We start from the raw sequence: 24,062 nt of genomic DNA, 5'->3' as shown, positions 1-24,062 counted from the left end.
TGTATGGGGGCGTGGGTCGCGCTGGGGTTCCCGATAGGGTGCCGGGATGCCGCATCGCCGACTCGCCGCCCTGGCCGCCGCCGTCGTGGTGGTGGCCGCCGGCCTGGCGGTCCGGGCGCTGCTGCCCGGCGCGGTCGCCAAGTATGCGGGCGACCTCCTCTACACCCTCCTCGTGTACGCGCTGGTCGTCGTGGTCGCGCCGCGCGCCCGGCCGTTCGCGGTGACGGCCGTGGCGCTCGCGGTGAGCTGGCTGGTGGAGTTCGCTCAGCTCACCGGAGTGCCGGCCGAGCTGTCGGCGCACAGCACACTGGCGCGGCTGGTGCTCGGCACGACGTTCAACGCCCCCGACCTGTTCTGGTACGCGGTGGGGGCGGCCGTCGGTTACGCCATTGATTCGGTCCGCGCGAAATAGTCTGCGAAATCGTCATTGACCACTTCTGTGGGCAAAGCTAACATCCGTTTGCTCGCGCGCACCGGCTCTTGCATCGCCTTCACGCCGGGCGCCGGCCGGTTTCCTCTCGTGATCCGCCGCTCTATCGCTGATCACGATCCCTTGTTATCGTCACAGTGACGATTAAGGAGGCCGTGGTGGCGCTGACCGATCTGCTGGGGCCCCTCCTGGAGCCCGCCATCACCCTTGGTGGCGTTTCGACGAGCTGGGCCGAGCTGCTCGGCTTCGCGACAGGGGCGCTCACCGTCTGGCTGGTGGTCCGCCAGCACGTGTGGAACTGGCCGATCGGCGTCGCCAACGTCGTCCTGCTCGGCCTCGTCTTCCTCGCCGTGGGCCTGTACGCCGACGCGGCCCTGCAGATCGTCTACGTGCTCCTCGGCCTGTACGGCTGGTGGCAGTGGCTGTACGGCGGGGCCGGGCGGACCACGCTCACGGTCACCAGGACCGGCCGCGCGGAGTGGGGGTGGCTCGTGCTCGCGGGTGCCGCGGTGACCGCGCTGCTCACCGCCGCACTGACGACCTGGACCAACTCGGCCGTGCCGTTCTGGGACGCCCTGACGACCGCGCTGTCGCTCATGGCGACCTACGGCCAGTGCCGCAAGCGGGTGGAGTCGTGGTGGCTGTGGATCACGGTCGACCTGGTCTACATCCCCCTTTACGCCTACAAGGAGCTCTACCTCACCAGCGTGCTCTACGTGCTGTTCCTCGCGCTGTGCGTGGCCGGGCTGCTCGCGTGGCGGCGCGACCCGGCCGCCCGGCCCGCCGCCGCTCCGGTGGTGACGCGGTGAGCCCGCGATACGCGCACGGGCTGGTGATCGGCAAGTTCTACCCGCCCCACGCCGGCCACCACCATCTCGTCGACACCGCCGCCGAGCGGTGCGCGCTGGTCACGGTGGTCGTCGCCGCCAGCAGCGTGGAGAGCATCCCGCTCGCCCTGCGTACGGCGTGGCTGCGCGAGGCGCACCCGCAGCCCCACGTGGTCGTGGCCCCGGTCGTGGACGACATAGAGATCGACTACGACGACCCGGAGGTCTGGGCCGCGCACGTCGAGGTCTTCCGGCACGCGCTGGCGCTGGCCCACGGCGGCCTCGCGCCCGATGTCGACGCCGTCTTCTCCTCCGAGGCGTACGGGCCCGAGCTGGCCCGCAGGTTCGGCGGCGCGCACGTGGCGGTCGACCCGGACCGGATCCGTTATCCGGTCAGCGGGACGATGGTCCGCGACGACCCGGTGTCCGCGTGGCCCTGGCTGAGCCCCGCCGTACGCGCCCACCTCGCCCGGCGGGTGGTCGTCCTCGGGGCCGAGTCCACCGGCACCACCACGCTCGCCCGCGCGCTGGCCGCCCACTACGCGGCACGCGGCGGAGTCTGGGCCGCGACCCGGTGGGTGCCCGAGTATGGCAGGACCTACTGCGAGGAGAAGCTCGCGCTGGCTCGCCGTACGGCCAAGGCGGCGGGAGCGCCGGAGCCGTGGCTCGACGACCTGGAGTGGCGGCCGGAGGAGTTCAGGCTGATCGCCCACCGCCAGCTCGGCTGGGAGGAGGCGGCGGCGCGGACCGGGTCTCCCGTGCTGTTCTGCGACACCGACGCGCTCGCCACCGCGCTGTGGCACGAGCGCTATCTCGGCGCGGTGAGCTCCGAGGTCCTGCGCGTCCACGAACGGGCCCGGCACGACCTGTGGATCCACACGTCCGTGGACGGCGTGCCGTTCGAGCAGGACGGCTGGCGCGACGGCGAGCACGTGCGGCACGGCATGGACCGCCGGATGCGCGCGGAGCTGGCCGATCGCGGGCTGCCGCACGTGGTCGTCTCCGGGCCGCCCGAGGAGCGGCTGGCCACCGCTGTGCGGGTCGTGGACGATCTCCTCGCGGCCGGCCGCGAATTCGCCCCGCCGTTGTGAGCTGGTTCTATACGGGAACGCATATCGGTCGGTGCTCCATATGAATATTGGACATGGTCCGAACACTTTGCTTGGCTCCTGCGTCTAACGCCCCTGTGACGCACGAGAGCAAGGACATGTCATGACTTGGACACCCTCGGTCGCGCTGAAGGCCACCACGATCACGGCCGCCCTCCTGGCCGGCTCCCTCCTGGCCGGCGCCGTGCCCGCTGCGCTCCCTGCCGCCGCCGCGCCCGCTGCCACCGCTGCGCTCCCTGACGCCGCCGCGCCCCGGACGGACGTGACCGCCGCGCTGCGCAAGCTGGAGGCGTCGTTCAAGGGCCGCATCGGCGCGTACGCGATCGACACGGCGACCGGGAAGACGATCGGTTACCGGTCGGGCGAGCGGTTCCCGCTGTTGTCCACCTTCAAGGCGGTGGCCGCGGGCGCGGTGCTGGCCCGGACGACCGATCGGGAGCTGACGCGGAAGGTCGTCCACTGGACGGCCGCCGAGGTGAAGTCGAACTCGCCGGAGACCGGCAAGCACGTGAAGGACGGCATGACGCTCGCCGAGCTGTGCCGGGCGGCGATCATCTACAGCGACAACACCGCCGGGAACATGCTGCTGAAGCGGATCGGCGGGCCACGGGGACTCACCCGCTACTTCCGCACGCTCAAGGACCCGGTGTCGCGGCTGGACCGCTGGGAGACCGACCTCAACGTCTGGTCGCCCAAGGAGAGGCGCGACACCACCACGCCCGCGTCCGTGGCCCGCGATCTGCGGGCGCTCACGACCGGCGGCGCGCTGGGCGCGAAGGACCGGTCCCGGCTGATCGGGTGGCTGCGCGACAACACGACCGGCGACGCGCGCATCCGCGCCGGGCTGCCCAAGACGTGGATCGTCGGCGACAAGACCGGCACCGGCGGCACGTACGGCACCGCCAACGACATCGCCGTCGTCTGGCCGGCCGGGAACGCCGCCCCGATCATCATGGCGATCTACACCAACCGCCGGGCGGCCGACGGCGCCACCGCGGACTCGGTCGTCGCCCGGACGGCGACCCTGCTCGCGCGCGGCCTCGGCCGGCTCTCGTGAACCACCGTGTTATGGGGCCGACCGTGTTTTACAGCGCCATAACCTTGTCTATAGCCATTTGGGGGAGGTTCGTGTGAACGCCACGGGGAACGTGCTGCGCCTGGTCGCCATGGGAGCAGCGGCGGGCGTGCTGGTCGCGGGGATCGCGTTGCCGGCGGTGGGAGGCGCGGGCGTCGGGGTGGTGTCGGCCGTCGAGGACGTGGGCCTGAAACCTCGGGACCTCGCCGAGCCTCCGCTGGCGCAGGTCTCGGTCGTGCAGGACGTGAAGGGCCACGAGATCGCGCGGTTCTACGAGCAGTATCGCGAAGTGGTCCCGCTCGACCGGATCGCCGACATCATGAAGACGGCCATCATCTCGATCGAGGACTACCGCTTCTACCAGCACGGGCCGATCGACATCGAGGGCACCATCCGCGCCCTGGCCAAGAACCTGCAGTCGGGCGGGGTGGCCCAGGGCGGCTCCTCCATCACCCAGCAGTACGTCAAGCAGGTGCTGCTCAACGCCGCCACGACCGAGCAGGAGAAGAACGATGCCCTGGCGCCCAGCTACGCCCGCAAGCTCAACGAGCTGCGCTACGCGATGGGCGTGGAGAAGAAGTACTCCAAGGACCAGATCCTGGAGAAGTACCTCAACATCGCCTACTTCGGCGCGGGCGCGTACGGCGTCGAGGCGGCGGCCAAGCGGTTCTTCGGGGTCAGCGCGAAGGACCTGACGCTGCCGCAGGCGGCGACGCTGGCGGGAGCCGTGCAGGACCCCAACGCCACCGACCCAAACTTGGGCAAGACCAGCCGCGACCGGCTGCTGAAGCGGCGCAACGTCGTGCTCGACCGGATGGCCGAGCTCAACAAGATCACCAAGGAGCAGGCGGCCGAGGCGAAGAAGACCCGGCTCGGCTACAAGGGGACCCCGCTGCCCGGCGGCTGCGAGTCGAGCAAATACCCGTACTTCTGCGTCTACGTGCGCAACGAGATCCTCAGCAATCCCGACTTCGGCAAGACGGCCAAGCAGCGCCTGGCGTTCCTCAACCGCGGCGGCCTGACCATCAAGACCACGATCGACCCCTCCATGCAGGCCGCCGCCGACACGGCGATCAGGAAGTGGGTGCACCCGACCGACGACCCCGTGGCCGCCGAGGCGCTGGTCCAGCCCGGCACCGGGGCGATCAAGGCGATGGCCGCGAGCCGTCCGTACGGGACGCACAAGACCAAGAACGAGGTGTCCTACAACCTCGTGGCCGACGTCGCGCACGGCGGCGGCATCGGCTTCCAGGCCGGTTCGACCTTCAAGACCTTCACCCTGCTCACCGCGTTGAAGCAGGGCATGAAGATCAACGACGGGTTCAGCGCGGGCGCCGGCTACACCGCGCCGGCCTACTCGACGTTCAAGAACTGCGCGGGCCAGCCCATCGGCGACCCGAGCCACACGGTCACCAACGACGAGGGGTCGCCCGGCTGGCTGACCCTGCAGACCGGCACCTGGCACTCGGTCAACACGTTCTTCATGATGCTGGAGCAGCGGGTCGGGCTCTGCGACGTGGTCAAGACGGCCAAGTCGCTGGGCATCCACCGGGCCGACGGCAATCCGCTCAAGGAGTTCGAGACGTTCACGCTCGGCATCAACGAGATGGACCCGGTGACCGTCGCCAACGCGTACGCCGCGATCGGCGCGCGCGGCAAGTACTGCGCGCCGATGGCGATCACCCAGATCACCGACAGCACCGGCAAGACCACCAGCTACAGGCCCAAGTGCCGTCAGGCCGTCGACCCCGAGGTGGCGGACGCGGCGGCGCACATCCTGTCGGGCGTCCTGACCAAGGGCACGATGGCGGCGGTCGGCGGCATCGGGCGTGACGCGGCGGGCAAGACCGGGACCAACGACGATTCCTCCTCCGCCTGGTTCGCCGGGTTCACCCCCGACCTCGCCGGCGCGGTCAGCCTCGGCGACCCGCGCGGCACGTCGAAGTACAAGCTGAACGGCGTGACGATCGGCGGCCGTTATTACGGCTCGGTGTTCGGCGCCAGCGTCCCCGGCCCGATCTGGAAGGACACCATGCTGCGCGCGCTGCGCAACGTGCCGCCGACGGACTTCACGCCCGTCGACAGCGCGCGGTTCGGCGGCTGCGGCGACAGCTGCCGCGGCCTGGTGTCCGTGACGCCCCCGACCGGGGACGACGGAGGTCCGATGCCAGGGGACGACACGCCGGTGACGATCCTGCCCAACGACTAGTCCACCAGAGCGTCGGCCGTGTCCAGGACGCGGAACAGCCGGGTCAGGTTCGTCCAGCGGAGGATCCGCAGCACCTGGCCGGCCGGCGCGATGAGGGCGAGATCGCCGTCCCGGTCACGCAGGTTGTGCACCAGGCGCACGAGCAGCCCCACGCCCGTGGTGTCGATGAACCGCACCTCGCTGAGGTCGACGGCCAGCCACGGGCCGTGGGCCTCGATCTGGGTGAGCAGCGGCTCGCGCAGGTGCCGCACCGCGTGGAGATCCAGCTCTCCGCGCAGCCCGAGCACCCACCAGCGAGTGGGAGAAGGGGGTTGTGCCGTCCACGTCTCCACGGTGGTTCCCTTCGCTCTTCTTGGCGCCGGGGACCACCGGGTGAGCGGGACGGGGAGGTCCGGGGCGACCGACGAAGCGCTTCGACCGACGCGCCGATGACCGTACGAGCTGAGCCGTACTCAGGGTAACAACGCACCTCCGTTGCGTCGATCGGCTCAAGTAAAGCTTCCGTGGCACCGACCGAATCGAGTGGCTATCGTCACGATTTATGGGGGTTGAGCGCACGTTGCGGCGCCGGCTGGTCCTGATCGGGGGAATCGTCGCACTGGCCGCCGCGGGATCCGCGCCGCTCAACGCGGAGCTGACCAGGGCCGTCGCCGTCGCGTACGCGGCCCAGGGCACGCTGCCGTACTCGTGGGGCGGGGGACACGCGACCCGGCCGGGGCCCTCGAAGGGGACCTGCCGGGGATACAGCGGCTCGGTCAAGCCCTGCCCGGCCACCCGGACGCGCGGCTTCGACTGCTCCGGGTTCACCCGCTGGGTGTACGACCAGGCGTTCGGCGACGACGTGCTCGGCCCCGGCAACACCGACGCCCACATCGCCCGGCTGCGCAGGGTCGCCGTGCCGCAACCCGGCGACCTGGTCTTCTACGGCAGGCCCGGCAGGACCCACCATGTCGGGGTGTACGTCGGCGGCGGAAAGATGATCAACGCGTTCGCCACCGGGACGCGCATCCGCATGGACGACGTGTCCGCGCTGGACGACCTGCTCGGTTATTACCACTACCGACGCTGATCCCTATGCTTGCCCCCGTAATGGTGAGACTGCGCGTTCTGGGGCGAATCACGGCAGAGGTCGACGGGCGTCCGGCGGACCTCGGGACGTCGCTCCAGCGTGCCGTGCTGGCCCGGCTGGTCTGCGCCCGCGGACACGTGGTGTCGACCGACCGGTTCGTCGACGACCTGTGGAGGGGCCAGCCGCCGCCGCGTGCGCTGGGCGCGCTCCAGGTCTACGTCTCCAACCTCAGGCGGGCGCTCGAGCCTGGCCGCGCCCCCCGCGCCGCCGCCCGCGTGCTGGTCACCACTCCCTCCGGTTATCGGCTGGCGCTGGAGCCCGGCGACGTGGACGCTTGGCGCTTTCCCCGGCTGGTCGAGTCCGCCGCCGGCCTGCTCACCGAGGGACGGCACGCGCGGGCGCGGGAGGTCGTGGACGAGGCGCTGGCCCTGTGGACCGGCCAGGCGTACGCGGAGTTCGGCGAGGAGGAGTGGGCCGTCCCCGAGGTGGTCCACCTGGACGAGCTGCGGGCGGTCGCGGTGGAGTATCGCGCCGAGGCCGGTCTCGCGCTCGGCCGCCACGGCGAGGTCGTTCCCGAGCTGGAGCGCCACCTCACCGCCCACCCCCTGCGCGAGAACGCCGTGCGGCTGCTCGCGCTCGCCTACTACCGGGCCGGGCGGCAGGGGGAGGCGCTGGCGGTCCTGCGCAGGACTCGCGACCAGCTCGCCGACCAGCTCGGCGTCGATCCCGGGCCCGCCCTGCGCGCGCTGGAGGCGGACATCCTCGCGCAGGCAGAGTCGCTCGACGCGACCCCCGTACGCGCGATGCCCGTCCCGTCGTCGGCGCAGCACCCCGTGCCCGCCCCGGTGCCCGCCCCGGCGCCCGCCGGGGACCCCGAGCCCGTCCGCATGGTGGGCCGTACGGCCGAGCTGTCCCGGCTGACCGCCGCGGCGGAGCGTGCCAGGGCCGGTTTCCGCATCGCCTGGCTCGGCGGTGAGGCGGGCTCGGGCAAGAGCACGCTGGCCGACGCGCTCGTGCGGCGCCTGTCGGCGGACGGCTGGCAGACCGTGGTCGGCCGCTGCCCCGAGACGACCGGCGGCGTGCCGCCCGCGTGGGCGTGGAGCGAGGTGCTGCGGGAGCTGTCCGCGGCCTGCCCGCCCGAGCCCGGGACCGCCGCCAGGCTGGCGCCCCTGCTGACCGACGACGCCGCGCCCGTGGGGCAGTTCTGGCTGGCGCGGGCGGCCGGAGACTATCTGGAGGGCGTGCCGGGACCGCTGCTGATCGTCCTGGAGGACGTGCACCGGGCCGACGAGGAGACGCTCCAGCTCCTGCGCCACCTGGCCGGCCGCCTGACGCGGACGCCGGTCCTCGTCCTGCTCACGCACCGGCCGGCCGAGGCGGGCGACGACCTCACGGCCACCGGGGCGGCGCTCGCCGTGCAGGCCGTGGAGAACATCACCCTCGGCGGCCTGAGCGAACGCGAGGTGGCCCGGCTCCTCGCGGAGCGTTCCGGCACGGGGGTCGACGAGGTCACGGTGCGCACGGTCACCGAGCGCACCGGCGGCAACCCGCTGTTCGTGACGGAGACGGCCCGGCTGCTCGCGGTGGACGGCCCGTCGGCGGCCCACGCGCTGCCGCCCGGCGTGCGCGACCTCATCCGGCGGCGTCTCGCCCGGTTGCCCGCGACGGCCCGGACGACGCTGCGCAACGCCGCCGTCCTCGGCCGGGAGGCCGACGCGGACGTGCTGATCGCCATGCCGGGGGCCGACGAGGAGACCGTGCTCGACGGCCTTGAGGCGGGCGTGCTGTCCGGCCTGCTGGAGGAGCCGCGCCCCGGCCGCGTCCGGTTCGCGCATGTGCTCGTGCGCGAGACGCTGTACGAGGACATCCCGCGGCTGCGCCGTACGCGGATGCACGGCAAGGTCTTGGCGGCGCTCGAACGAGTGCGTCCCGGCGACGTGGGGGCGCTCGGGCACCACGCGCTCGCCGCCGCGACGACCGCGACCGCCCTCACGGCGGCCGAGTACGCGGCGCGGGCCGCCGGGCAGGCGACCGCCCTCTACGCCCACAAGGAGGCGGCGGCCCTGCTGAAGGGCGCGCTGGGCGCGCTCGACCTGGTGAGCGCAGGGGCCGGTGACGCGCGGGCGTCTTCTCCCAGGGACGTCCGCCTCGACCTCCTGTGCCGCCTGGTGTCCGCGCAGTCGCACGCGGGCGACGTGATCACGGCGGTGCGCAACCGGACGAAGGCGCTGGCGGTGGCCCGCCAGACGGGGGATCGCGGCGCGGTCGCGCGGGCGGTGTCCTCGCTCGACGCGCCGGTCATCTGGACCATCCAGCCCGACCGCGTGCTCGACGCCGACCTCGTCGGGGCGATCGAGGAGGCGCTGCCCGCGGAGGCGGGGGAGCTGCGCTGCCGCATGCTCGTCGCCCTGTGCCACGCGCTCGAAGGACACGACGCGGAGCGCATCGAGGCCGCCAGTGCGGAGGCGCTGGCGATCGCGGACGCCCTCGGCGACCCCCGCCTGCGGTGCATGGCGCTCAACGCCCGCTACTGGGTCTGCCTGACCCCGGACAGGCGGGACGACCTGGAGCGGCTCGGGCACGAGCTGCTGGCCGCCTCCGCCGCCGCCGGGCTTCTCGGCTACCAGACGCTCGGTCACTTCTCGCTGCTCATGGCCGCGCTGGGCCGCAACGACTGGGCCACGGCCCGCCGGCACGCCGACAAGGCGATGGAGCTGTCGACGAGCGGCCAGCTCGGCCTGGCCCTCGGCATCCTCGCGTTCCTCGACGCCGTGCACCTGCTGGTCAGGGGCGAGTTCGAGCGGGCAGAGAGCGTCTACACGCAGCTCGGCGAGCGGCTGGCGAGCACCGGTGACGCCAACGGCGCGATGGTGGGGACGGTCGGCCGTTTCGTGGTCACGCTGGCGGCGGGGCGGGTCCACGAGTCGGTGGAGGAGCTCGCCGCCCTGTGGGAGCGCCTGCCGCAGGACGTCGGCGAGCTGTACACGCGGGCGCTCGTCGGGGCCGGCCGGCTGGAGGAGGCCCGCGTGGTGTGGGCCTCCGCACGGGTCCCCCGCCGGGATTACTACTGGCTCGTGTTCCTGTCTCTGCGTGCGGACAACGCGATCGCGCTCGATCACCGGGCGGAGGCCGAGGAGTGCTATCGCCTGCTGCTGCCGTCCGACGGCGAGCTGGCGGGGCTGCACTCGGGCTCGGTCACGCTCGGGCCGGTCGCGCACACGCTCGGCGACCTGGCGGCGTTCCTCGGCCGGCCCGGCGACGCCGAGGCCCACTATCTGCGGGCCGCCGAGGTCGCCCGGCAGGCCGGCTCCCCGCACTGGGAGGAGGCCGCCCGCCGTGGGCTCGACGACGCAGCGCTCACGCGGAGCCGAAGACGAGCCGCTCGCGACGACGGTGGCCGCGGCGCATCAGCGCCAGCATGACCACCAGGACGGGCCCGGCCAGCCTGCGCAGTTCCGCCAGCTCCTCCGGCAGCGCGTGCTGCTCGATCCTGGGCAGCTCGAAGCGGACGTCGCCGCCTTTGCGGACGTGCTGCTCCATCTCCTCCCAGTCCTCGCCGGAGACGTGCCGCATGATGATCGGGAAGATCGTGCGCTCCTCCTCCTGGATGTGCTCGTCGAGCAGGTCGGCCAGCCGGCGCAGCGGCTTGGCCAGCTCGGCCGGATCGCCCGCGACGGCCTGGATCTCCTCCAGCAGCGGGTCGAGCTCGGAGTGGTCCTCGCTCAGCTCGCTCAGGTCGATCTCGGCGCCTGCCGAGCGGACGAGCAGCGGCCACAGGTGGTCGTCCTCGGCCTTGTGGTGGTGGTGGATGCCGCGGCACAGCTTGGTCGCGTACTCGCGGATGGCGGCGGCGCGTTCCGGGCCGCACGGCTGCCGGCCGGCGGCGATCTCGGCGGTGACGTCGGCGAGGCGCCGGGAGTCGGTGCGCATCGCCCGGTGCGCGATGCGGAAGCCCAGCAGGTTGGGAGTGTCAGACATGGGCTCATCGTGCGGCTCCCCACTTGGAGCCGATTGGGACCCTGCTTAAACCGATTCCCCTGTGACGGGAGATAGACGTGGGAAAAATCCGATAGCTTGTTCCCCTATGGACAGCCGATGGGTGGGACCGGACGGTTATGAGATCGTCCCCGCGTACCGCCGCGACCGGCAGGTGCTGCGGGTGCGGCGTTACGGCCGGGTGATCGCCGACTGTCTCTCGGTCGAGGAGGTCGCCCGATATGTCGATCTCGCCGACCTTTGCGAAGTGATCCCGCTGCCCGTCAGGGCCCGCGACACCCGTACGGCCGTCAAGTAGCCAGGTCACGTAGGCCGTCGCAGGCGTAACAGCGGTGGCCTCTGGGCAATCAGAGTGCCGAGGGGGAATCGATGCGCCTGCCTGCCTGTCTGCCTGTGTGCCTGTCTTCCGTCGCCCTGTCTTCCGTCGCCCTGTCTTTCACCGCCATCGCGCTCTGCGCCGCCGGCTGCGGGTCGGCGCCCACGGGGTCCGTCGCCGAGACGCCGGTGTACGTGCTCAACCTCCAGAACTCCGAGCGGGGCAGGGCGGAGCAGCGGCCGGCGAACCTCGTGCTCTCGGAGTTCAGCACGATGAGCGGCGTCACCTGGCGGACCTGGGGGCCGACCCGGGCGACCGGCGCCGGAAAGATCAGCGGCACCTGGTGCCTGCCCGAGTGCGCGGACGCGCCCTACGCCGCCACGGTGACGCTGAGCAGCGTGATCCCGGTCAAGGGCAAGGGCTACTTCAGCCGCTACGCCGTGACGGCCGAGGTGCCCGTCCGGCAGCGTCCCGAGGCCGACCTGTCCGGGGTGCTGCCGACGCCCTGAGCCTTGTGTCGAGCCCTGTGCCGAGCCCTGTGCCGAGCCCTGTGCCGAGCCCTGCGCGGAGGGGCGATTCGAGTTCGCGTACACCGCCGTGGCCGTGTATGGTTACACCTGTCCGCACCGCGAGAGCGGCAGGCGGGCCCGCCCCTATAGCTCAGTCGGCAGAGCGTCTCCATGGTAAGGAGAAGGTCAACGGTTCGATTCCGTTTGGGGGCTCTAGCCAGAAAGTCCTATCCAAGCAGCGTTTCTGACTGAGCGCTGCAGGGTGGGGCTTTCGGCTTGGTGGGGATGCCTCATCCTCGCCGAAGCACCGATCTCGATCATGGCTGATCCCGATGCGCGAATAGCCGTACAGGTCGGGTATCCTTGCGTGGCCGGATTCGTTTCCGGCCGAGGCGGAGTAGCTCAGTCAGGCAGAGCAAGCGGCTCATAATCGCTGTGTCGCCGGTTCAAGTCCGGCCTCCGCTACTACCCTGCCGGGCCACCCTGAACAAGGGGGCCCCGGTGCGGGTTGTCCAGTAGTCCCGAACGCAGAAAGGCACTCCCACGTGGCTGCCGCAGACGTTAGGCCGAAGATCACGCTGGCCTGCCAGGAGTGCAAGCACCGCAACTACATCACGCGGAAGAACCGGCGCAACGACCCGGATCGGCTTGAGCTGAAGAAGTACTGCCCCAACTGCAAGACGCACCGGGCGCACCGCGAGACCCGCTAGGTCACGGCACGGACCGCACGCACTTCCGACACCGGCGTTCCCTGACTGGGGCGCCGGTTTGTCGTGTCCGGGGCGGTGCGGGCCGGTGCCCGCCGGCGTAGGTCTGTTACGGTACGGCCTACCCAGCCGATCCGAAGGAGCCCGGCCCGATGCCTTTGAACCGCGATTTCGTCGGGCGGACGTACGAGTCGTCCGCGCCCTACGAGGTCAGCCGCGTGAAGATCAGCGAGTTCGCCACCGCGATCGGCGACTCCAACCCGATCTACCACGACCGGCAGGCCGCGGTGGCGGCCGGGCACCCGGACGTCGTCGCGCCGCCCACGTTCCCCATCGTGTTCAGCCTTCTCGGAACCGGTGACGCGCTCGGCGACCCCGGCCTCGGGCTCAACTTCGCGATGGTCGTGCACGGCGAGCAGAGGTTCGAGTATGAGCGGCCCATCCACGCGGGCGACGAGCTGGTGTGCACGTCGACCATCGCGGAGATCCGCAGCGTCGGCCGCAACGAGTTCCTGACGCTGCGCAGCGACGTCTCGACCACCTCGGGTGAGCTGGTCTGCCGGACGTACAACGTCATCGTGGAGCGCGGAGGGGCGGCCTGATCATGGCGGCGACGGTCAAGTACGACGAGGTGGAGACCGGCCAGGAGATCCCGGCCGTCGAATACCAGGTCCGCCGGGTGGACCTGGTGAGGTACGCCGGCGCCTCTGGCGACTTCAACCCCATCCACTGGAACGAGCGCTACGCGAAGGCGGTCGGCCTGCCCGACGTCATCGCGCACGGCATGTACACGATGGCGCAGGGCAGCCGGTTCGTGACCGACTGGGCGGGCGACCCCGGCGCGGTCGTGGAGTATGGCGTCCGGTTCTCCTCCATGGTCGTGGTGCCGGACGACGACAACGGCGCGACGATCAGGATCAGCGGGGTCGTCGAGGAGAAGCGCGAGGACAAGCGCGTCGTCGTGGCGCTGACCGCGAAGTCCGGCGACTCCCGTGTGCTGTCCAAGGCCCGCGCGGTGGTCCAGCTCTCCTGAGTTCCCCCGCCTGGCCGGGCCCGGTTGGCCGTCGCGGTGCTGGGTAGCGGTCGGATCGTGAGCGAGCGAGACAGCGAAGCGAAGAACGAGCCGGTCACGACCCAGCGCGAGCAGGGCGACGTCGCCGGGGCGGCCGCGGAGACCCAGGACCCGGGCAAGGCGGGCGACGCCCACGGCGGCGCCCTGCCCCGCCCGTGGGCGCGGAACGCCAGGGAGGCCGCCGCGGCAGCGGGCCCGGAGGAGATCACCGAGGTCAAGCGGGACACCGCTCCCGGCGGGACGATCGAGACCGCGCTGACCCCCTCGGGCGAGCCGTCGGTGGTCGCCTCCCAGCTCCTGTGGGACGGCAGCTCGGCCACGTCCCGGGTCGACGAGTCGATCGCCGAGGCGGAACGCGAGGATCGCGGGTAGATATCCTGTTCGTCGGGATGTTCCGGGTGCGAGGAGACCGATGGCTGACCGGCTGGCAGGGGTGCCGCTCGCCCCGTACACCACGTTGCGGACGGGCGGACCGGCCCGGGCGTTCACGCAGGCGCGGACGCAGGACGAGCTGATCGCGATCGTGGCCGAGGCCGACCGCGCACGCGAGCCGGTGCTGGTGCTCGGCGGCGGCAGCAACCTCGTGGTGTCCGACGACGGGTTCGACGGGCTCGTGGTGCGCGTCGCCACGCTGGGCGTGGAGGAGATGTCGCAGGACGGGCGCGTGCTGGTCACCGTGCAGGCGGGGGAGGACTGGGACGCCCTGGTCGCCCGCTGCGTGGCCGAGGGCTGGTCGGGGGTCGAGTGCCTGTCGGGCGTTCCCGGGCTGGTGGGCTCCACCCCGATCCAGAACGTCGGCGCGTACGGGCAGGACGTCTCGCAGACGGTCGCCGCCGTCCGCGTGTACGACCGGAGGACCGGCGAGGTGCGGGACCTCACGGCGGCCGAGTGCGGCTTCGCCTACCGGCACAGCGCGTTCAAGCACGAGCCAGACCGGCACGTCGTGCTGGCCGTCACCTACGCTCTGGAGCGCTCGCCGCTGTCGGGGCCCGTGGCGTACAAAGAGCTGGCCGCGCGGCTCGGTGTGGAGATCGGCGCGCGGGTGCCGCTGGCCGAGGCGCGGGAGGCCGTGCTGGAGCTGCGGCGCGGCAAGGGCATGGTGCTCGACCCCGGCGACCCGGACACGCGCAGCGCCGGGTCGTTCTTCACCAATCCCGTGCTCGGCCCGGAGGAGGCGGCGGCCCTGGAGCTGCGGGCCCCCGGCCACCCGCGCTGGGACATGCCCGGAGGCATGGTCAAGGTGCCGGCGGCGTGGCTGATCGAGAACGCCGGGTTCCCCAAGGGCTACGAGAAGGGCCGGGTGCGCATCTCGACCAAGCACACGCTGGCCCTCACCAACCCCACCGGCGAGGCGGGCGCGGCGGAGCTGCTGGCGCTGGCCCGCGAGGTGCGCGAGGGCGTGCACGAGAAGTTCGGGGTGTGGCTCGTCAACGAGCCGGTGCTGGTGGGAGCGCGTCTGGAGCTCGGTTAAACTGGGATGACCCGAAGGGGAGTAGTCCACAATCCACTGATCGACACACTGGCGGTTCGCCCGCCCGGTCGTGGAGCCCTCGTGGCGGACGAGACCTTCGGCCCGACAGTAATGATCACAGACAGTCATGATCACATGCTGCCGGGCCGAAGTCGTGCCCGAACTCCCCGGGTGTCGCACGGCGGCCCGGTCGCAGACTCCCCTGTAGGAAGGCGACCCCGTGCAAGCCCTCTGGATCTCTCTCGTCGTCATCTTCGTGGCCGAGCTGGGCGACAAGAGCCAGCTCATGGCCCTGACCTTCGCGACCCGGTTCAAGACGGGGCCGGTGCTGGCCGGCATCACCGCGGCGACCGCGCTCGTCCACCTCGTCAGCGTCGGGCTCGGCAGGGTCGTCGGCGACGCCCTCCCCACCACCGCCATCTCGATCGTCGCGGGCCTGGCGTTCCTCGCCTTCGCGGCGTGGACGCTGCGCGGCGACGAGCTCACCGAGGAGGAGAAGGGCAAGGCGGCCAAGACCACCCGCAACGCGTTCATCGCCGTCGCCGTGGCGTTCTTCCTCAGCGAGCTGGGCGACAAGACCATGCTCGCCACCATCACGCTGGCCACCCAGCACGGCTGGTTCGGCACGTGGGTCGGCTCGACCGTGGGCATGGTCGCCGCCGACGCGCTGGCCATCCTGGTCGGCCGGTTCCTCGGCACGCGCCTGCCCGAGAAGTGGATCAAGTATGGCGCCGCCGCGGCGTTCGCCGTCTTCGGCGTGCTGCTGCTGGCCGAGCCCCTGTTCGCCTGACTCTCGGCTAGTCGAGCTGGTCGAGCAGGGACAGGCGGTGGGCCGCGGCGGCGGCCTCGCCCCGGGTCGACACCCCCAGCTTGGGCAGCATGTTCGACACGTGCACGCTGACGGTCTTGGCCGAGATGAACAGCTCGGCCGCGATGTCCCGGTTGCTGCGCCCGGCCGCCACCAGGCGCAGCACCTCCAGCTCGCGCGGGGTCAGGTCGGCCTGCCGTACGGGCTCGGACGGGGTGGGGTCGGACAGGGGGGTCCCGACGCGCCGGGCCAGCGTCTCGATCTGGGTGACCATCGGGGTGGCGCGCAACGCGACCGCGAGCGGGCAGGCCTCGCGCAGCCGCGCGATGGCACCCTCACGGTCGCCGCTCGCGGCGGCGACCGTGGCGCCGTGCAGCAACGCCTTGGCCTGGACGTGCGGACGGCCCAGCCGGCGCCACGCCTCGGCCGCGGCGTCGAACTCGCCCCGGTAGACCAGCCCGAACGCCTCGTTCACCGGACCGTCGCCGAGGTTGACGGCCAGCCGGTCGCCCAGCTCCCGCACCCGGGCCACCGGGTCGGAGGCGACCGGAGCCGCCGCGTCGCAGACGTATCGGACCAAGGCGAGCAGCCGCCCGGCGAGCATGGCCTTGCGGGCCAGCGGCGGGTTGTCGAGCGCCGTCTCCAGCACGTCGAGGGCCTTCAGGGGCTCGCCGCGCAGCAGGTGCCACGCGAGACGCAGGCGGACGTTGTTCGTCCACTCCTGGGTCTGCTCGTCGCGGTGCGGGGAGAAGGCGCCGACCTCGGTGAGGATGTCCTCCGCCAGGTCCTCCTCGCCGCGCGCGATCGCGATGTCCGCGCGGACCCGCAGCATGTGCCACCGGTTGCGCAGCGTCGGCCCCATCGTCAGGGACCGCTCGATGATCTCGACGGCCTCGTCCCACCGGCCGAGCGACTCCAGCGCCTCCGCCCGGTTGTTGGCGATGAACGTGCCCTGGTGGCGGAACCTGCCGTATCGCCGGGCGAGCTTCTCGCCCTCCAGCGCGAGCGCCACGGCCTCTTCGGAACGGCCGAGGTTGTCGAGGGCGTCGACGTTGTTGGCCAGGGCACGCAGGATGATGCGGGGCGACTTCAGGCGCCGGCCCATCGCCAGCGCCTGCTCGTTGAGCGCGATCGTGGTCTCAAGGTCGCCGTTGATGGAGTGGCCGAGCGCCATGTTGATCAGGAGGTCGGCCTCCTGCACCTCGTCGCCCATGTCGCGGGCGATGCGCAGCGCCTCCTCGGTGAGCGCGGTGCCCTCGGCGACCCCGTCGGCGCACATCAGGGTCTGGCCCAGCCGGGTCAGGACCAGCGCACGCACGTCGCCCGGCTGCGGGACCAGCCGCTCGGCGCGCCACAGATACTCCAGGATTCCCGGCTTGCCCTTGTGCGCCTTGACGTTGGCCATGCGGACCATCAGTTCGGCCACCCGCTCGGGGGAGGTCTCCTCGTCCAGCTCGGCCAGGGCGCCGCGCACGTACTTCTGGCTCTGCTCCATCTCGCCGCTGAGGAAGGCCGCCTCGGAGGCCCGCTCCAGCACCGTGCAGTGGTCGTGGCCGATGCGTTCGGCGGCGTCGGGGACCTTGTCCCACAGCGTCAGCACGCGTTCGAGGAGCTGGATCTGCTCGGTGTAGGCGAACGACTTGGCCGCCTTCTCGGCCGCCTCCCAGGCGGAGATCAGCGCCCACAGGTCGTCGCGGGCGGAGTACCAGTGGTGGGCGATCTCGATGGCCGCCCGGCCCGGGGGCACCAGGCCGCGGTCGCGGTCGATCTCCTCGGCATACCGCGCGTGCATCCGCGCGTGCTCGCCGGGCAGCAGCTCGTCGTGGACCGCCTCGCGGATCAGGGCGTGCCGGAACGCGTACGCCCCGCCGTCGGCGACCTGCAGCACGTTGGCCGCGATGGCGGGCCGCAGCGCGTTCTCCAGATCCACGTCGGACAGGCCGCTGACCGCCGCGAGTAGGGCGTGCCCGACGCGGATGCCCCCGGCGGCGGCGATCCTGAGCACCCGCTGGGTCTCCTCGGGCAGCCGCTCCACCGAGCCGATGATCAGGTCGTGCAGCGAGTCGGGGAACGAGCAGTCCTCGCCGCAGTCGAGCAGCGCCTCCACGAACAGCGGGATGCCGCCGCTGCGGTCGAAGACCCGGTCGACCCTGGCGAACTCGGGGGTCACGCCGAGGATCCCGGCCATCTGCTCGGCGACCTCGTCCTGGGTGAAGCGGGGCAGGTCCACCCGGACCACGCCGTCGACCCGCCCCAGCTCGGCCAGCACCGGCCGCAGGGGATGGGTGCGGTGCAGCTCGTCCGAGCGGTACGTCATGACCATCAGGACGGGAGCCGTCTTGAGGTTGCGGCTGAGGAAGGCGATGAGGTCGCGGCTGGAGCGGTCGGCCCAGTGGATGTCCTCGATGACGAGCACCACCGGCCGCCGCTCGGAGAGGCGTTCGAGCAGGGCCAGGATCAGCTCGAACAGCCGGGCGCGGGCCGACTCGGTCTCCCCGTCGCCGCTCGGCTCGCCGAACTCGGGCAGCAGCCTGGCCAGGTCGCGGGCGGCGCCGTCGGGCAGCAGGGCGGCGACCTCGGCCGCGCCGCACTCCCGGACGAGCTGCCGCAGCGCGGCGGTGAACGGCGCGTAGGCCAGGCCCTCCGCGGACAGCTCCACGCAGCCCCCGACGAGCACGTGGGCCCCGTCCTGCGCGGCCTGCTCGGCGAACCGGCCGGCGAGGCGGGTCTTCCCCACGCCCGCCTCGCCGCCGATGAGCACCGCGGCGGTGGCCTGCTTGCGCGCCTGGTCGTAGGCCTCGCCCAGGGTCTCCAGTTCCACGCCCCGCCCGACGAAAACGGGGCTCACCGCCCGGCGTGTCATGTGCTCCAGCATGTCATGACCCTTTGCGTGACTTCGCCTGGTTTTTCAGTCAGACCTCTGTGCCCCCATGAGCCTCAGGGCGGCTGAAAGGCCCGGCCGGGAGGGAGGGTCCGGCCGGGCCTTCGTGCGCGTCTCATGAGGTGCGGAGCTTGCCGAAGGCCGCACGCAGCCGGCGGTGGCCGGAGCGCTGCTGGGCCTTCAGGCCCGACTGCGCCTCGCGGGCGCGGCGGTGGGCGGCGGCCTCCTCCTGGAGCTCGGTCGCCCGGTTGATCATTACCTGGTAGTGCAGTTCCGGACCCATCAGAGTGTCTCCTTGTTTCGGGTCTCTTCTCGTACTCCTCAAGGTTCGGTCTAAGGCGTGGTGCGGCACATCGGGCGGATGCCCTATCTCTGACAGGGGCTTATGGCATAGGACTTCTAAGGCGGGTAAGGAGATGCCTTAGGGACGCCCGGGTCCCCGGGTTTGGAATCATTCCGCGTGGTCGGGGATGCTGGTCCCGTGCCAACTATGACTACTCCGCTCGCGGAGGTCGCCTCCTCACCCTCGACGCTGCGTGCGTTCCTGCACGGCCTTCCCGGGGTCGACAGGGTCGGGGCGGACGCCCGGGCCGCGATGCTGGGCACGCGATCCATCAAGACGACCGCCAAGAAACAGGCCATCGACATGGCCATCGGGATGGTCGACCTCACCACCCTGGAAGGCGCGGACACCCCCGGCAAGGTCAGGGCGATGTGCGCCAAGGCGGTGCGGCCCGACCCCACCGACTCCTCCGTGCCGCCGGTCGCCGCCGTCTGCGTCTACCCCGACCTGGTCGCGACCGCCGTCGAGGCCCTCGCCGGATCCGGCGTCAAGGTGGCGTCCGTCGCCACGTCGTTCCCCAGCGGCCGGTCCTCCCTTGAGGTGAAGGTCGCCGACACGTCCCTCGCCGTGGCCGCCGGAGCCGCCGAGATCGACATGGTCATCGACCGCGGCGCGTTCCTCGCCGGCGACTACCTCAAGGTGTACGAGGAGATCGTCGCCACCAAGGAGGCCTGCGGCGACAGCCACCTCAAGGTGATCCTGGAGACCGGCGAGCTCGCGACGTACGACAACGTGCGGCGGGCCTCCTGGCTCGCGATGATCGCCGGGGCCGACTTCATCAAGACCTCGACCGGGAAGGTGTCGCCGGCCGCGACGCTGCCCGTGACGCTCGTCATGCTGGAGGCCGTGCGCGACTTCCTGGCCGCGACCGGCCGCAAGGTGGGCGTGAAGCCCGCCGGCGGCATCCGCACCACCAAGGACGCGATCAAATACCTGGTGCTGGTCAACGAGACCGCCGGGCCCGACTGGCTGCACGCCGACTGGTTCCGCCTCGGCGCCTCCTCGCTGCTGAACGATCTGCTCATGCAGCGGCAGAAGATGGCCACCGGCCGGTACGCCGGTCCCGACTACTTCACGCTGGACTGAGGGCTGGACTGAGACATGTTCGAATACGCACCCGCACCAGAGTCGCGGGACATCGTCGACATCCGGCCGTCGTACGGCCTGTTCATCAACGGCGAGTGGGTCGAGCCGCAGGGCGAGGAGCGCCACAAGACCGTCAACCCGGCCACCGAGGAGGTGCTCGCGGAGGTCGCGTGGGCGGGGGAGGCCGACGTCGACCGCGCGGTCCAGGCCGCGGCCAAGGCGTTCCCCGTGTGGTCGGCCATGCCGGGCGCGGAGCGGGCCAAGTACCTGTTCCGGATCGCCCGGATCATCCAGGAACGCGCGCGTGAGCTGGCGGTCCTGGAGACGCTCGACAACGGCAAGCCGATCAGGGAGTCCCGCGACGTGGATCTCCCGCTGGTCGCCGCCCACTTCTTCTACTACGCCGGCTGGGCCGACAAGCTGTCGTACGCCGGGTTCGGCCGGAGGCCGACAGATGGGCAGGGCGGCTCTGATCCCCGGCCGCTGGGCGTGGCCGGGCAGGTCATCCCGTGGAACTTCCCGCTGCTCATGCTGGCTTGGAAGATCGCGCCCGCGCTGGCCTGCGGCAACACGGTCGTGCTCAAGCCGGCCGAGACCACGCCGCTGACCGCGCTGGCGTTCGCCGACATCTGCCGCCAGGCCGACCTGCCGCCGGGCGTCGTGAACATCGTCACCGGCGCGGGCGAGACGGGCGCCGCGCTCGTCGGTCACCCCGGCGTGGACAAGGTCGCCTTCACCGGCTCCACCGAGGTCGGCCGCCTTATCGCCAGGAGCCTCGCGGGGACCCGCAAGAAGCTCACGCTGGAGCTGGGCGGCAAGGCCGCCAACATCGTGTTCGAGGACGCGCCGCTCGACCAGGCCGTCGAGGGCATCGTCAACGGCATCTTCTTCAACCAGGGCCACGTCTGCTGTGCCGGATCGCGGCTGCTGGTGCAGGAGTCGGTCGCCGACGAGCTCCTTGAGGCGCTCAAGCGGCGCCTCGGCACGCTGCGGCTCGGCGACCCGCTGGACAAGAACACCGACATCGGCGCGATCAACTCGGCCGAGCAGCTCGCCAAGATCCGCGAGCTGTCGGCGGCCGGGGAGGCCGAGGGCGCCGAGCGGTGGTCGCCCGCCTGCCCGATCCCCGACCGCGGCTACTGGTTCCCGCCCACCCTCTTCACCGGCGTGGCCCAGTCGCACCGGATCGCCCGGGAGGAGATCTTCGGCCCGGTGCTGTCGGTGCTGACCTTCCGCACCCCCGCCGAGGCGGTGGAGAAGGCCAACAACACGCCGTACGGGCTGTCGGCGGGCGTGTGGACCGAGAAGGGCTCGCGCATGCTGTGGATGGCGTCCCGGCTGCGGGCGGGCGTCGTCTGGTCCAACACGTTCAACCGGTTCGACCCGACCTCGCCCTTCGGCGGCTACAAGGAGTCGGGCTACGGCCGCGAGGGCGGACGGCACGGTCTGGAGGCCTACCTTGCCGTATGACCGGTGTCATCACCCCTCCGGCCGGCCGTCGTGCAGGTGCGACGACGGGCAGCGCCGCCGTCTGGCCCGCCGGGCGCGCGCCGGCGCCGGTGACGGCTTCTCCCGGGGCAGCCGCTCCCGCCGCTTCGCCGTACGGCACGGCTGGTTCGCGCACCGCGGCGGCGTGTGCCGCTGTGGCCAGACCTACCAGCCGGCCCGTCCTCTGGAGATTGGAACCTTCGATGAGTGAGCGCACCGAACGCCTGAGTGTGCGCAAGACGTACAAGCTGTTCATCGGCGGCGCGTTCCCGCGTTCGGAGAGCGGAAGGTCGTATGTCGTGACCTCCTCCAAGGGCGACTTCCTCGCCAACGCGGCCAGGGCCTCGCGCAAGGACGCCAGGGACGCGGTCGGGGCGGCGCGCAAGGCGTTCCCCGGCTGGTCGGGCGCCACGGCGTACAACAGGGGCCAGATCCTCTACCGCATCGCCGAGATGCTGGAGGGCCGCCGCGCGCAGTTCGTCGCGGAGATCACCGCCATGGGCGGCGTGGGGGCCAAGCAGGCCGGCGAGATGGTGGACGCGTCGGTCGACCGGCTGGTCTGGTACGCGGGCTGGTCCGACAAGATCGGCGCGGTCCTCGGGTCGTCCAATCCGGTGGCGGGGCCCTACTTCAACCTGTCGAGCCCCGAGCCGACCGGCGTGGTGGCCGTGGTCGCCCCGCAGGAGGGACCGCTGCTCGGGCTGGTCAGCGTGATCGCCCCGGTGATCGTGACCGGCAACACCTGTGTGGTGATCGCCTCCGAGCGTGCGCCGCTGCCGGCGATCACGCTGGCCGAAGTGCTGGCGACCTCCGACCTGCCCGGCGGGGTGGTGAACATCCTCACCGGCTCGGCCGCCGAGATCGCCCCCTGGCTGGCGGGCCACATGGACGTCAACGGCATCGACCTGACCGGCGCAGATCCCGAGCTGGCCGTCACGTGTGAGGAACTGGCCGCGGAGAACCTCAAGCGGGTGCTCCGGCCGCCGGTGGATCGCGTGAACTGGCTCGCCGACCCCGGCATCGAGCGGATGACGGCGTTCCTGGAGACCAAGACCGTCTGGCATCCGATCGGCATCTGAACCCGTTCCCTCCCGGCCCGAGCGGGCCGGGAGGGCCGGTCACACGGCACCGGCGAGGCCGCGTACGGCGAGGCCCAGGCCGAGCACGATGACCACGCAGGCGGTGCCGACCGGCGCCAGCGCCGGCCAGCGGGACGCCAGGCCCCCCGTGCGGGAGCCGGCGCGGGAGACGACACGGGAGACGACACGGTGGAGCCGCGCCGCCAGGCGGACCAGGAGCAGCCCGGTGACGGTGAGGGTGACGGCCATGCCGACGCCGTAGGCGAACACCAGCGCGATCCCGAACCAGGTGCGGCCGAGCGCGACCGCGCCGAGCAGGACGACCAGCGCGGACGGGCTGGGCACCAGGCCGCCCGCCACGCCCATGCCCACCAGGCCGCTCCGGCCGCCGCGGTGCTCATGACCGTGCCCGTGCCCGTGCCCGTGGCCATGACCGTGGCTGTGTTCATGCTCATGGCTGTGCTCGTGGCTGTGCTCGTGGCTGTGTTCGTGGCTGTGCTCGTGCGTGCCGTCCCTGCGTGAGCGCCAGGCGGAGCGCAGCAGACCGGCGCCCACGACGCTGACCAGCAGGCCGCCGGTCACGCCGAGCCAGCCCAGCACGGACTCCCCGGTGAGGGTGGAGAACGCGGTCAGCAGCAGACCGGCCACCAGGACGCCGAACGTGTGGGACACGGTCACGGTCACACCCACGACCAGCGCGTCGCGCGGACGTCCCCGCCGCCCGGCCAGATAAGCGGCCATCACGGTCTTGCCATGCCCGGGGGCGAGCGCGTGACCCGCCCCGAGCAGCGCGGCCAGCAGCACCGCGAGCAGGCCCACTGGCAGGGTCAGGGAGCCGGGGCCGATCAGCCGGGTGAAGGCCCCGTCGAGGGCGGCCAGCGCGTCCCCGGCCGGGCCGCCGAGCAACGGCGGCGGCCTGAGCGCCGTCGTCCCGGTTCCCGGCGCGACGGTCAGCTCCGCCCGGCGCACGTCGAGCGGGCCGTCCGGCAGGTCGTCCGGGTAGGCCCGCAGCTCCCGGCTGACGCTCGCCTCCGGGACGGACGAGCGCGTCAGCCGCACCCCGTCCCCCGCCGACGCAGTGATCTCACGCCAGCCGATCCGGTCGGCGAGATAGCCGTCGCCGAACGAGATGCTCGCCTGTGTCGCCGCCTGTGTCGCCGCCTGTGCAGTCAGCCGGCAGGTCAGCCGGCTGGTCTCCAGTCCTCCCTGCCCCGGCTGGTAGGCGAGATCGGCCGAGGTCACCTGCCACGGCGTGACCACGCCGTTCACCGTCAGGCGCTGCGCCGCCGCCAGCTCGCGGCACCGGGCGAGCCCGTACGCCGAGCGCTCCGCGCCGGACACCGTGCCCGACCGGTCGGCGTCCACCGCGGTGCGGGCCTGGAGGGTGGGCAGCTCGGCGCTGTCCACGATCGCCAGGTTCTCCACCTCGTCCGGCGTGATCCGCAGGCCGTCGTAGTGGTTGACGGTGAAGTTGCCCAGCGGGTGCCTGGGCACGGTCCCGGCGGCGGCGGGAGCGGCGGCCAGGGCGATCGCCCCGCACACCACCCCGAACACCATTCCGACCACCAAGAGAACGATCGTCACGCA

Annotated in this window: 23 protein-coding genes and 2 tRNA genes; 20 read left to right on the top strand and 5 right to left on the bottom strand. The window is 71.9% G+C overall.

Annotation, left to right across the window (positions count from 1 at the left end; translation table 11 throughout):
- Nucleotides 1–46: 46 nt before the first annotated feature.
- The 5 genes from FLX08_RS26460 (at nt 47) to FLX08_RS26440 (ending at nt 5,650) form a co-directional block, all read left to right on the top strand.
- Nucleotides 47–412: a ribosomal maturation YjgA family protein gene (locus FLX08_RS26460; RefSeq protein WP_142622478.1), complete on the top strand. Its 366-nt coding sequence runs from the start codon at nt 47–49 to the stop codon at nt 410–412.
- Between the two features lie 155 nt (nt 413–567).
- Entirely contained in the window at nt 568–1,239 is a 672-nt protein-coding gene (pnuC, locus tag FLX08_RS26455; RefSeq protein WP_244312900.1) for a nicotinamide riboside transporter PnuC, read from the top strand.
- Nucleotides 1,236–2,348 (top strand): AAA family ATPase, encoded by a 1,113-nt coding sequence (locus tag FLX08_RS26450; RefSeq protein WP_142622476.1) that lies wholly within the window; start codon nt 1,236–1,238, stop codon nt 2,346–2,348. Before pnuC ends, FLX08_RS26450 begins: the two co-directional genes overlap by 4 nt.
- Before the next feature lie 121 nt (nt 2,349–2,469).
- Complete coding sequence (gene bla / locus FLX08_RS26445; RefSeq protein ID WP_142622475.1) at nt 2,470–3,423, top strand: class A beta-lactamase; 954 nt, start codon at nt 2,470–2,472, stop codon at nt 3,421–3,423.
- A 73-nt stretch (nt 3,424–3,496) separates the two neighbouring features.
- Nucleotides 3,497–5,650: a transglycosylase domain-containing protein gene (locus FLX08_RS26440; protein WP_341874349.1), complete on the top strand. Its 2,154-nt coding sequence runs from the start codon at nt 3,497–3,499 to the stop codon at nt 5,648–5,650.
- On the opposite strand, the gene FLX08_RS26435 is transcribed toward FLX08_RS26440, so the two are convergent.
- A complete protein-coding gene (locus FLX08_RS26435) occupies nt 5,647–5,982 on the bottom strand; it encodes an STAS domain-containing protein (protein ID WP_142622473.1) in 336 nt (111 codons plus the stop codon). The genes FLX08_RS26440 and FLX08_RS26435 overlap by 4 nt on opposite strands.
- Nucleotides 5,983–6,191: 209 nt before the next feature.
- On the opposite strand from FLX08_RS26435, the gene FLX08_RS26430 reads away from it, so the two are divergent.
- Complete coding sequence (locus FLX08_RS26430; protein ID WP_142622471.1) at nt 6,192–6,719, top strand: C40 family peptidase; 528 nt, start codon at nt 6,192–6,194, stop codon at nt 6,717–6,719.
- A 5-nt stretch (nt 6,720–6,724) separates the two neighbouring features.
- Nucleotides 6,725–10,141: an ATP-binding protein gene (locus FLX08_RS26425; RefSeq protein ID WP_244312899.1), complete on the top strand. Its 3,417-nt coding sequence runs from the start codon at nt 6,725–6,727 to the stop codon at nt 10,139–10,141.
- Here FLX08_RS26425 and FLX08_RS26420 read toward each other — a convergent pair.
- The gene (locus tag FLX08_RS26420) at nt 10,077–10,697 is read right to left on the bottom strand and encodes a hemerythrin domain-containing protein (RefSeq protein ID WP_142622467.1); all 621 of its coding nucleotides are present in this window, start codon (nt 10,695–10,697) and stop codon (nt 10,077–10,079) included. The two genes, FLX08_RS26425 and FLX08_RS26420, sit on opposite strands and share 65 nt — an antisense overlap.
- Before the next feature lie 106 nt (nt 10,698–10,803).
- Between FLX08_RS26420 and FLX08_RS26415 the strand changes: the two genes are divergently transcribed.
- From FLX08_RS26415 to FLX08_RS26370, 10 genes are all read left to right on the top strand, one after another.
- Nucleotides 10,804–11,013, top strand: a complete 210-nt coding sequence (locus FLX08_RS26415; protein WP_142622465.1) for a transposase — start codon at nt 10,804–10,806, stop codon at nt 11,011–11,013.
- A gap of 95 nt (nt 11,014–11,108) precedes the next feature.
- Nucleotides 11,109–11,540: a hypothetical protein gene (locus FLX08_RS26410; RefSeq protein ID WP_142622463.1), complete on the top strand. Its 432-nt coding sequence runs from the start codon at nt 11,109–11,111 to the stop codon at nt 11,538–11,540.
- A 140-nt stretch (nt 11,541–11,680) separates the two neighbouring features.
- Nucleotides 11,681–11,753: transfer RNA gene (locus FLX08_RS26405), tRNA-Thr, on the top strand.
- Nucleotides 11,754–11,931: 178 nt separating this feature from the next.
- A tRNA-Met gene (locus tag FLX08_RS26400) sits at nt 11,932–12,005 on the top strand.
- A gap of 80 nt (nt 12,006–12,085) precedes the next feature.
- On the top strand, nt 12,086–12,250 hold the full coding sequence (gene rpmG / locus FLX08_RS26395; protein ID WP_030510782.1) for a 50S ribosomal protein L33: 165 nt from the start codon (nt 12,086–12,088) through the stop codon (nt 12,248–12,250).
- Between the two features lie 149 nt (nt 12,251–12,399).
- Nucleotides 12,400–12,849 (top strand): MaoC family dehydratase N-terminal domain-containing protein, encoded by a 450-nt coding sequence (locus FLX08_RS26390; protein WP_142622461.1) that lies wholly within the window; start codon nt 12,400–12,402, stop codon nt 12,847–12,849.
- A 2-nt stretch (nt 12,850–12,851) separates the two neighbouring features.
- Nucleotides 12,852–13,280 (top strand): MaoC family dehydratase, encoded by a 429-nt coding sequence (locus tag FLX08_RS26385; protein WP_142622459.1) that lies wholly within the window; start codon nt 12,852–12,854, stop codon nt 13,278–13,280.
- Between the two features lie 57 nt (nt 13,281–13,337).
- Nucleotides 13,338–13,691 carry a hypothetical protein gene (locus FLX08_RS26380; protein WP_142622457.1) on the top strand — a complete coding sequence of 118 codons (354 nt, stop codon included), beginning with the start codon at nt 13,338–13,340 and terminating at the stop codon, nt 13,689–13,691.
- A 40-nt stretch (nt 13,692–13,731) separates the two neighbouring features.
- On the top strand, nt 13,732–14,790 hold the full coding sequence (locus FLX08_RS26375; RefSeq protein WP_142622455.1) for a UDP-N-acetylmuramate dehydrogenase: 1,059 nt from the start codon (nt 13,732–13,734) through the stop codon (nt 14,788–14,790).
- 220 nt (nt 14,791–15,010) lie between these two features.
- Nucleotides 15,011–15,580, top strand: coding sequence for a TMEM165/GDT1 family protein (locus FLX08_RS26370; RefSeq protein ID WP_142622453.1), 570 nt, complete (start codon nt 15,011–15,013; stop codon nt 15,578–15,580).
- A 7-nt stretch (nt 15,581–15,587) separates the two neighbouring features.
- Here the strand turns inward: FLX08_RS26370 and FLX08_RS43015 are convergent, their stop codons facing one another.
- Both FLX08_RS43015 and FLX08_RS40835 read right to left on the bottom strand, forming a co-directional pair.
- Complete coding sequence (locus FLX08_RS43015) at nt 15,588–18,473, bottom strand: ATP-binding protein (protein ID WP_142622452.1); 2,886 nt, start codon at nt 18,471–18,473, stop codon at nt 15,588–15,590.
- A gap of 121 nt (nt 18,474–18,594) precedes the next feature.
- Nucleotides 18,595–18,762 carry a hypothetical protein gene (locus tag FLX08_RS40835; RefSeq protein WP_167530576.1) on the bottom strand — a complete coding sequence of 56 codons (168 nt, stop codon included), beginning with the start codon at nt 18,760–18,762 and terminating at the stop codon, nt 18,595–18,597.
- Nucleotides 18,763–18,969: 207 nt separating this feature from the next.
- On the opposite strand from FLX08_RS40835, the gene deoC reads away from it, so the two are divergent.
- The 3 genes from deoC (at nt 18,970) to FLX08_RS26350 (ending at nt 22,475) form a co-directional block, all read left to right on the top strand.
- A complete protein-coding gene (gene deoC, locus FLX08_RS26360; protein ID WP_142622450.1) occupies nt 18,970–19,908 on the top strand; it encodes a deoxyribose-phosphate aldolase in 939 nt (312 codons plus the stop codon).
- A gap of 15 nt (nt 19,909–19,923) precedes the next feature.
- Nucleotides 19,924–21,378 carry an aldehyde dehydrogenase family protein gene (locus FLX08_RS26355; protein ID WP_142622448.1) on the top strand — a complete coding sequence of 485 codons (1,455 nt, stop codon included), beginning with the start codon at nt 19,924–19,926 and terminating at the stop codon, nt 21,376–21,378.
- 221 nt (nt 21,379–21,599) lie between these two features.
- On the top strand, nt 21,600–22,475 hold the full coding sequence (locus FLX08_RS26350) for an aldehyde dehydrogenase family protein (RefSeq protein WP_142622446.1): 876 nt from the start codon (nt 21,600–21,602) through the stop codon (nt 22,473–22,475).
- A gap of 39 nt (nt 22,476–22,514) precedes the next feature.
- Here FLX08_RS26350 and FLX08_RS26345 read toward each other — a convergent pair whose 3' ends face one another.
- On the bottom strand, nt 22,515–24,059 hold the full coding sequence (locus FLX08_RS26345; protein WP_244312898.1) for a HoxN/HupN/NixA family nickel/cobalt transporter: 1,545 nt from the start codon (nt 24,057–24,059) through the stop codon (nt 22,515–22,517).
- Nucleotides 24,060–24,062: the final 3 nt, after the last annotated feature.

This window comes from Microbispora hainanensis (genome assembly GCF_006874475.1).
Classification (GTDB): Bacteria; Actinomycetota; Actinomycetes; order Streptosporangiales; family Streptosporangiaceae; genus Microbispora; species Microbispora hainanensis.
This window is presented reverse-complemented; position numbering and strand designations above follow the sequence as displayed.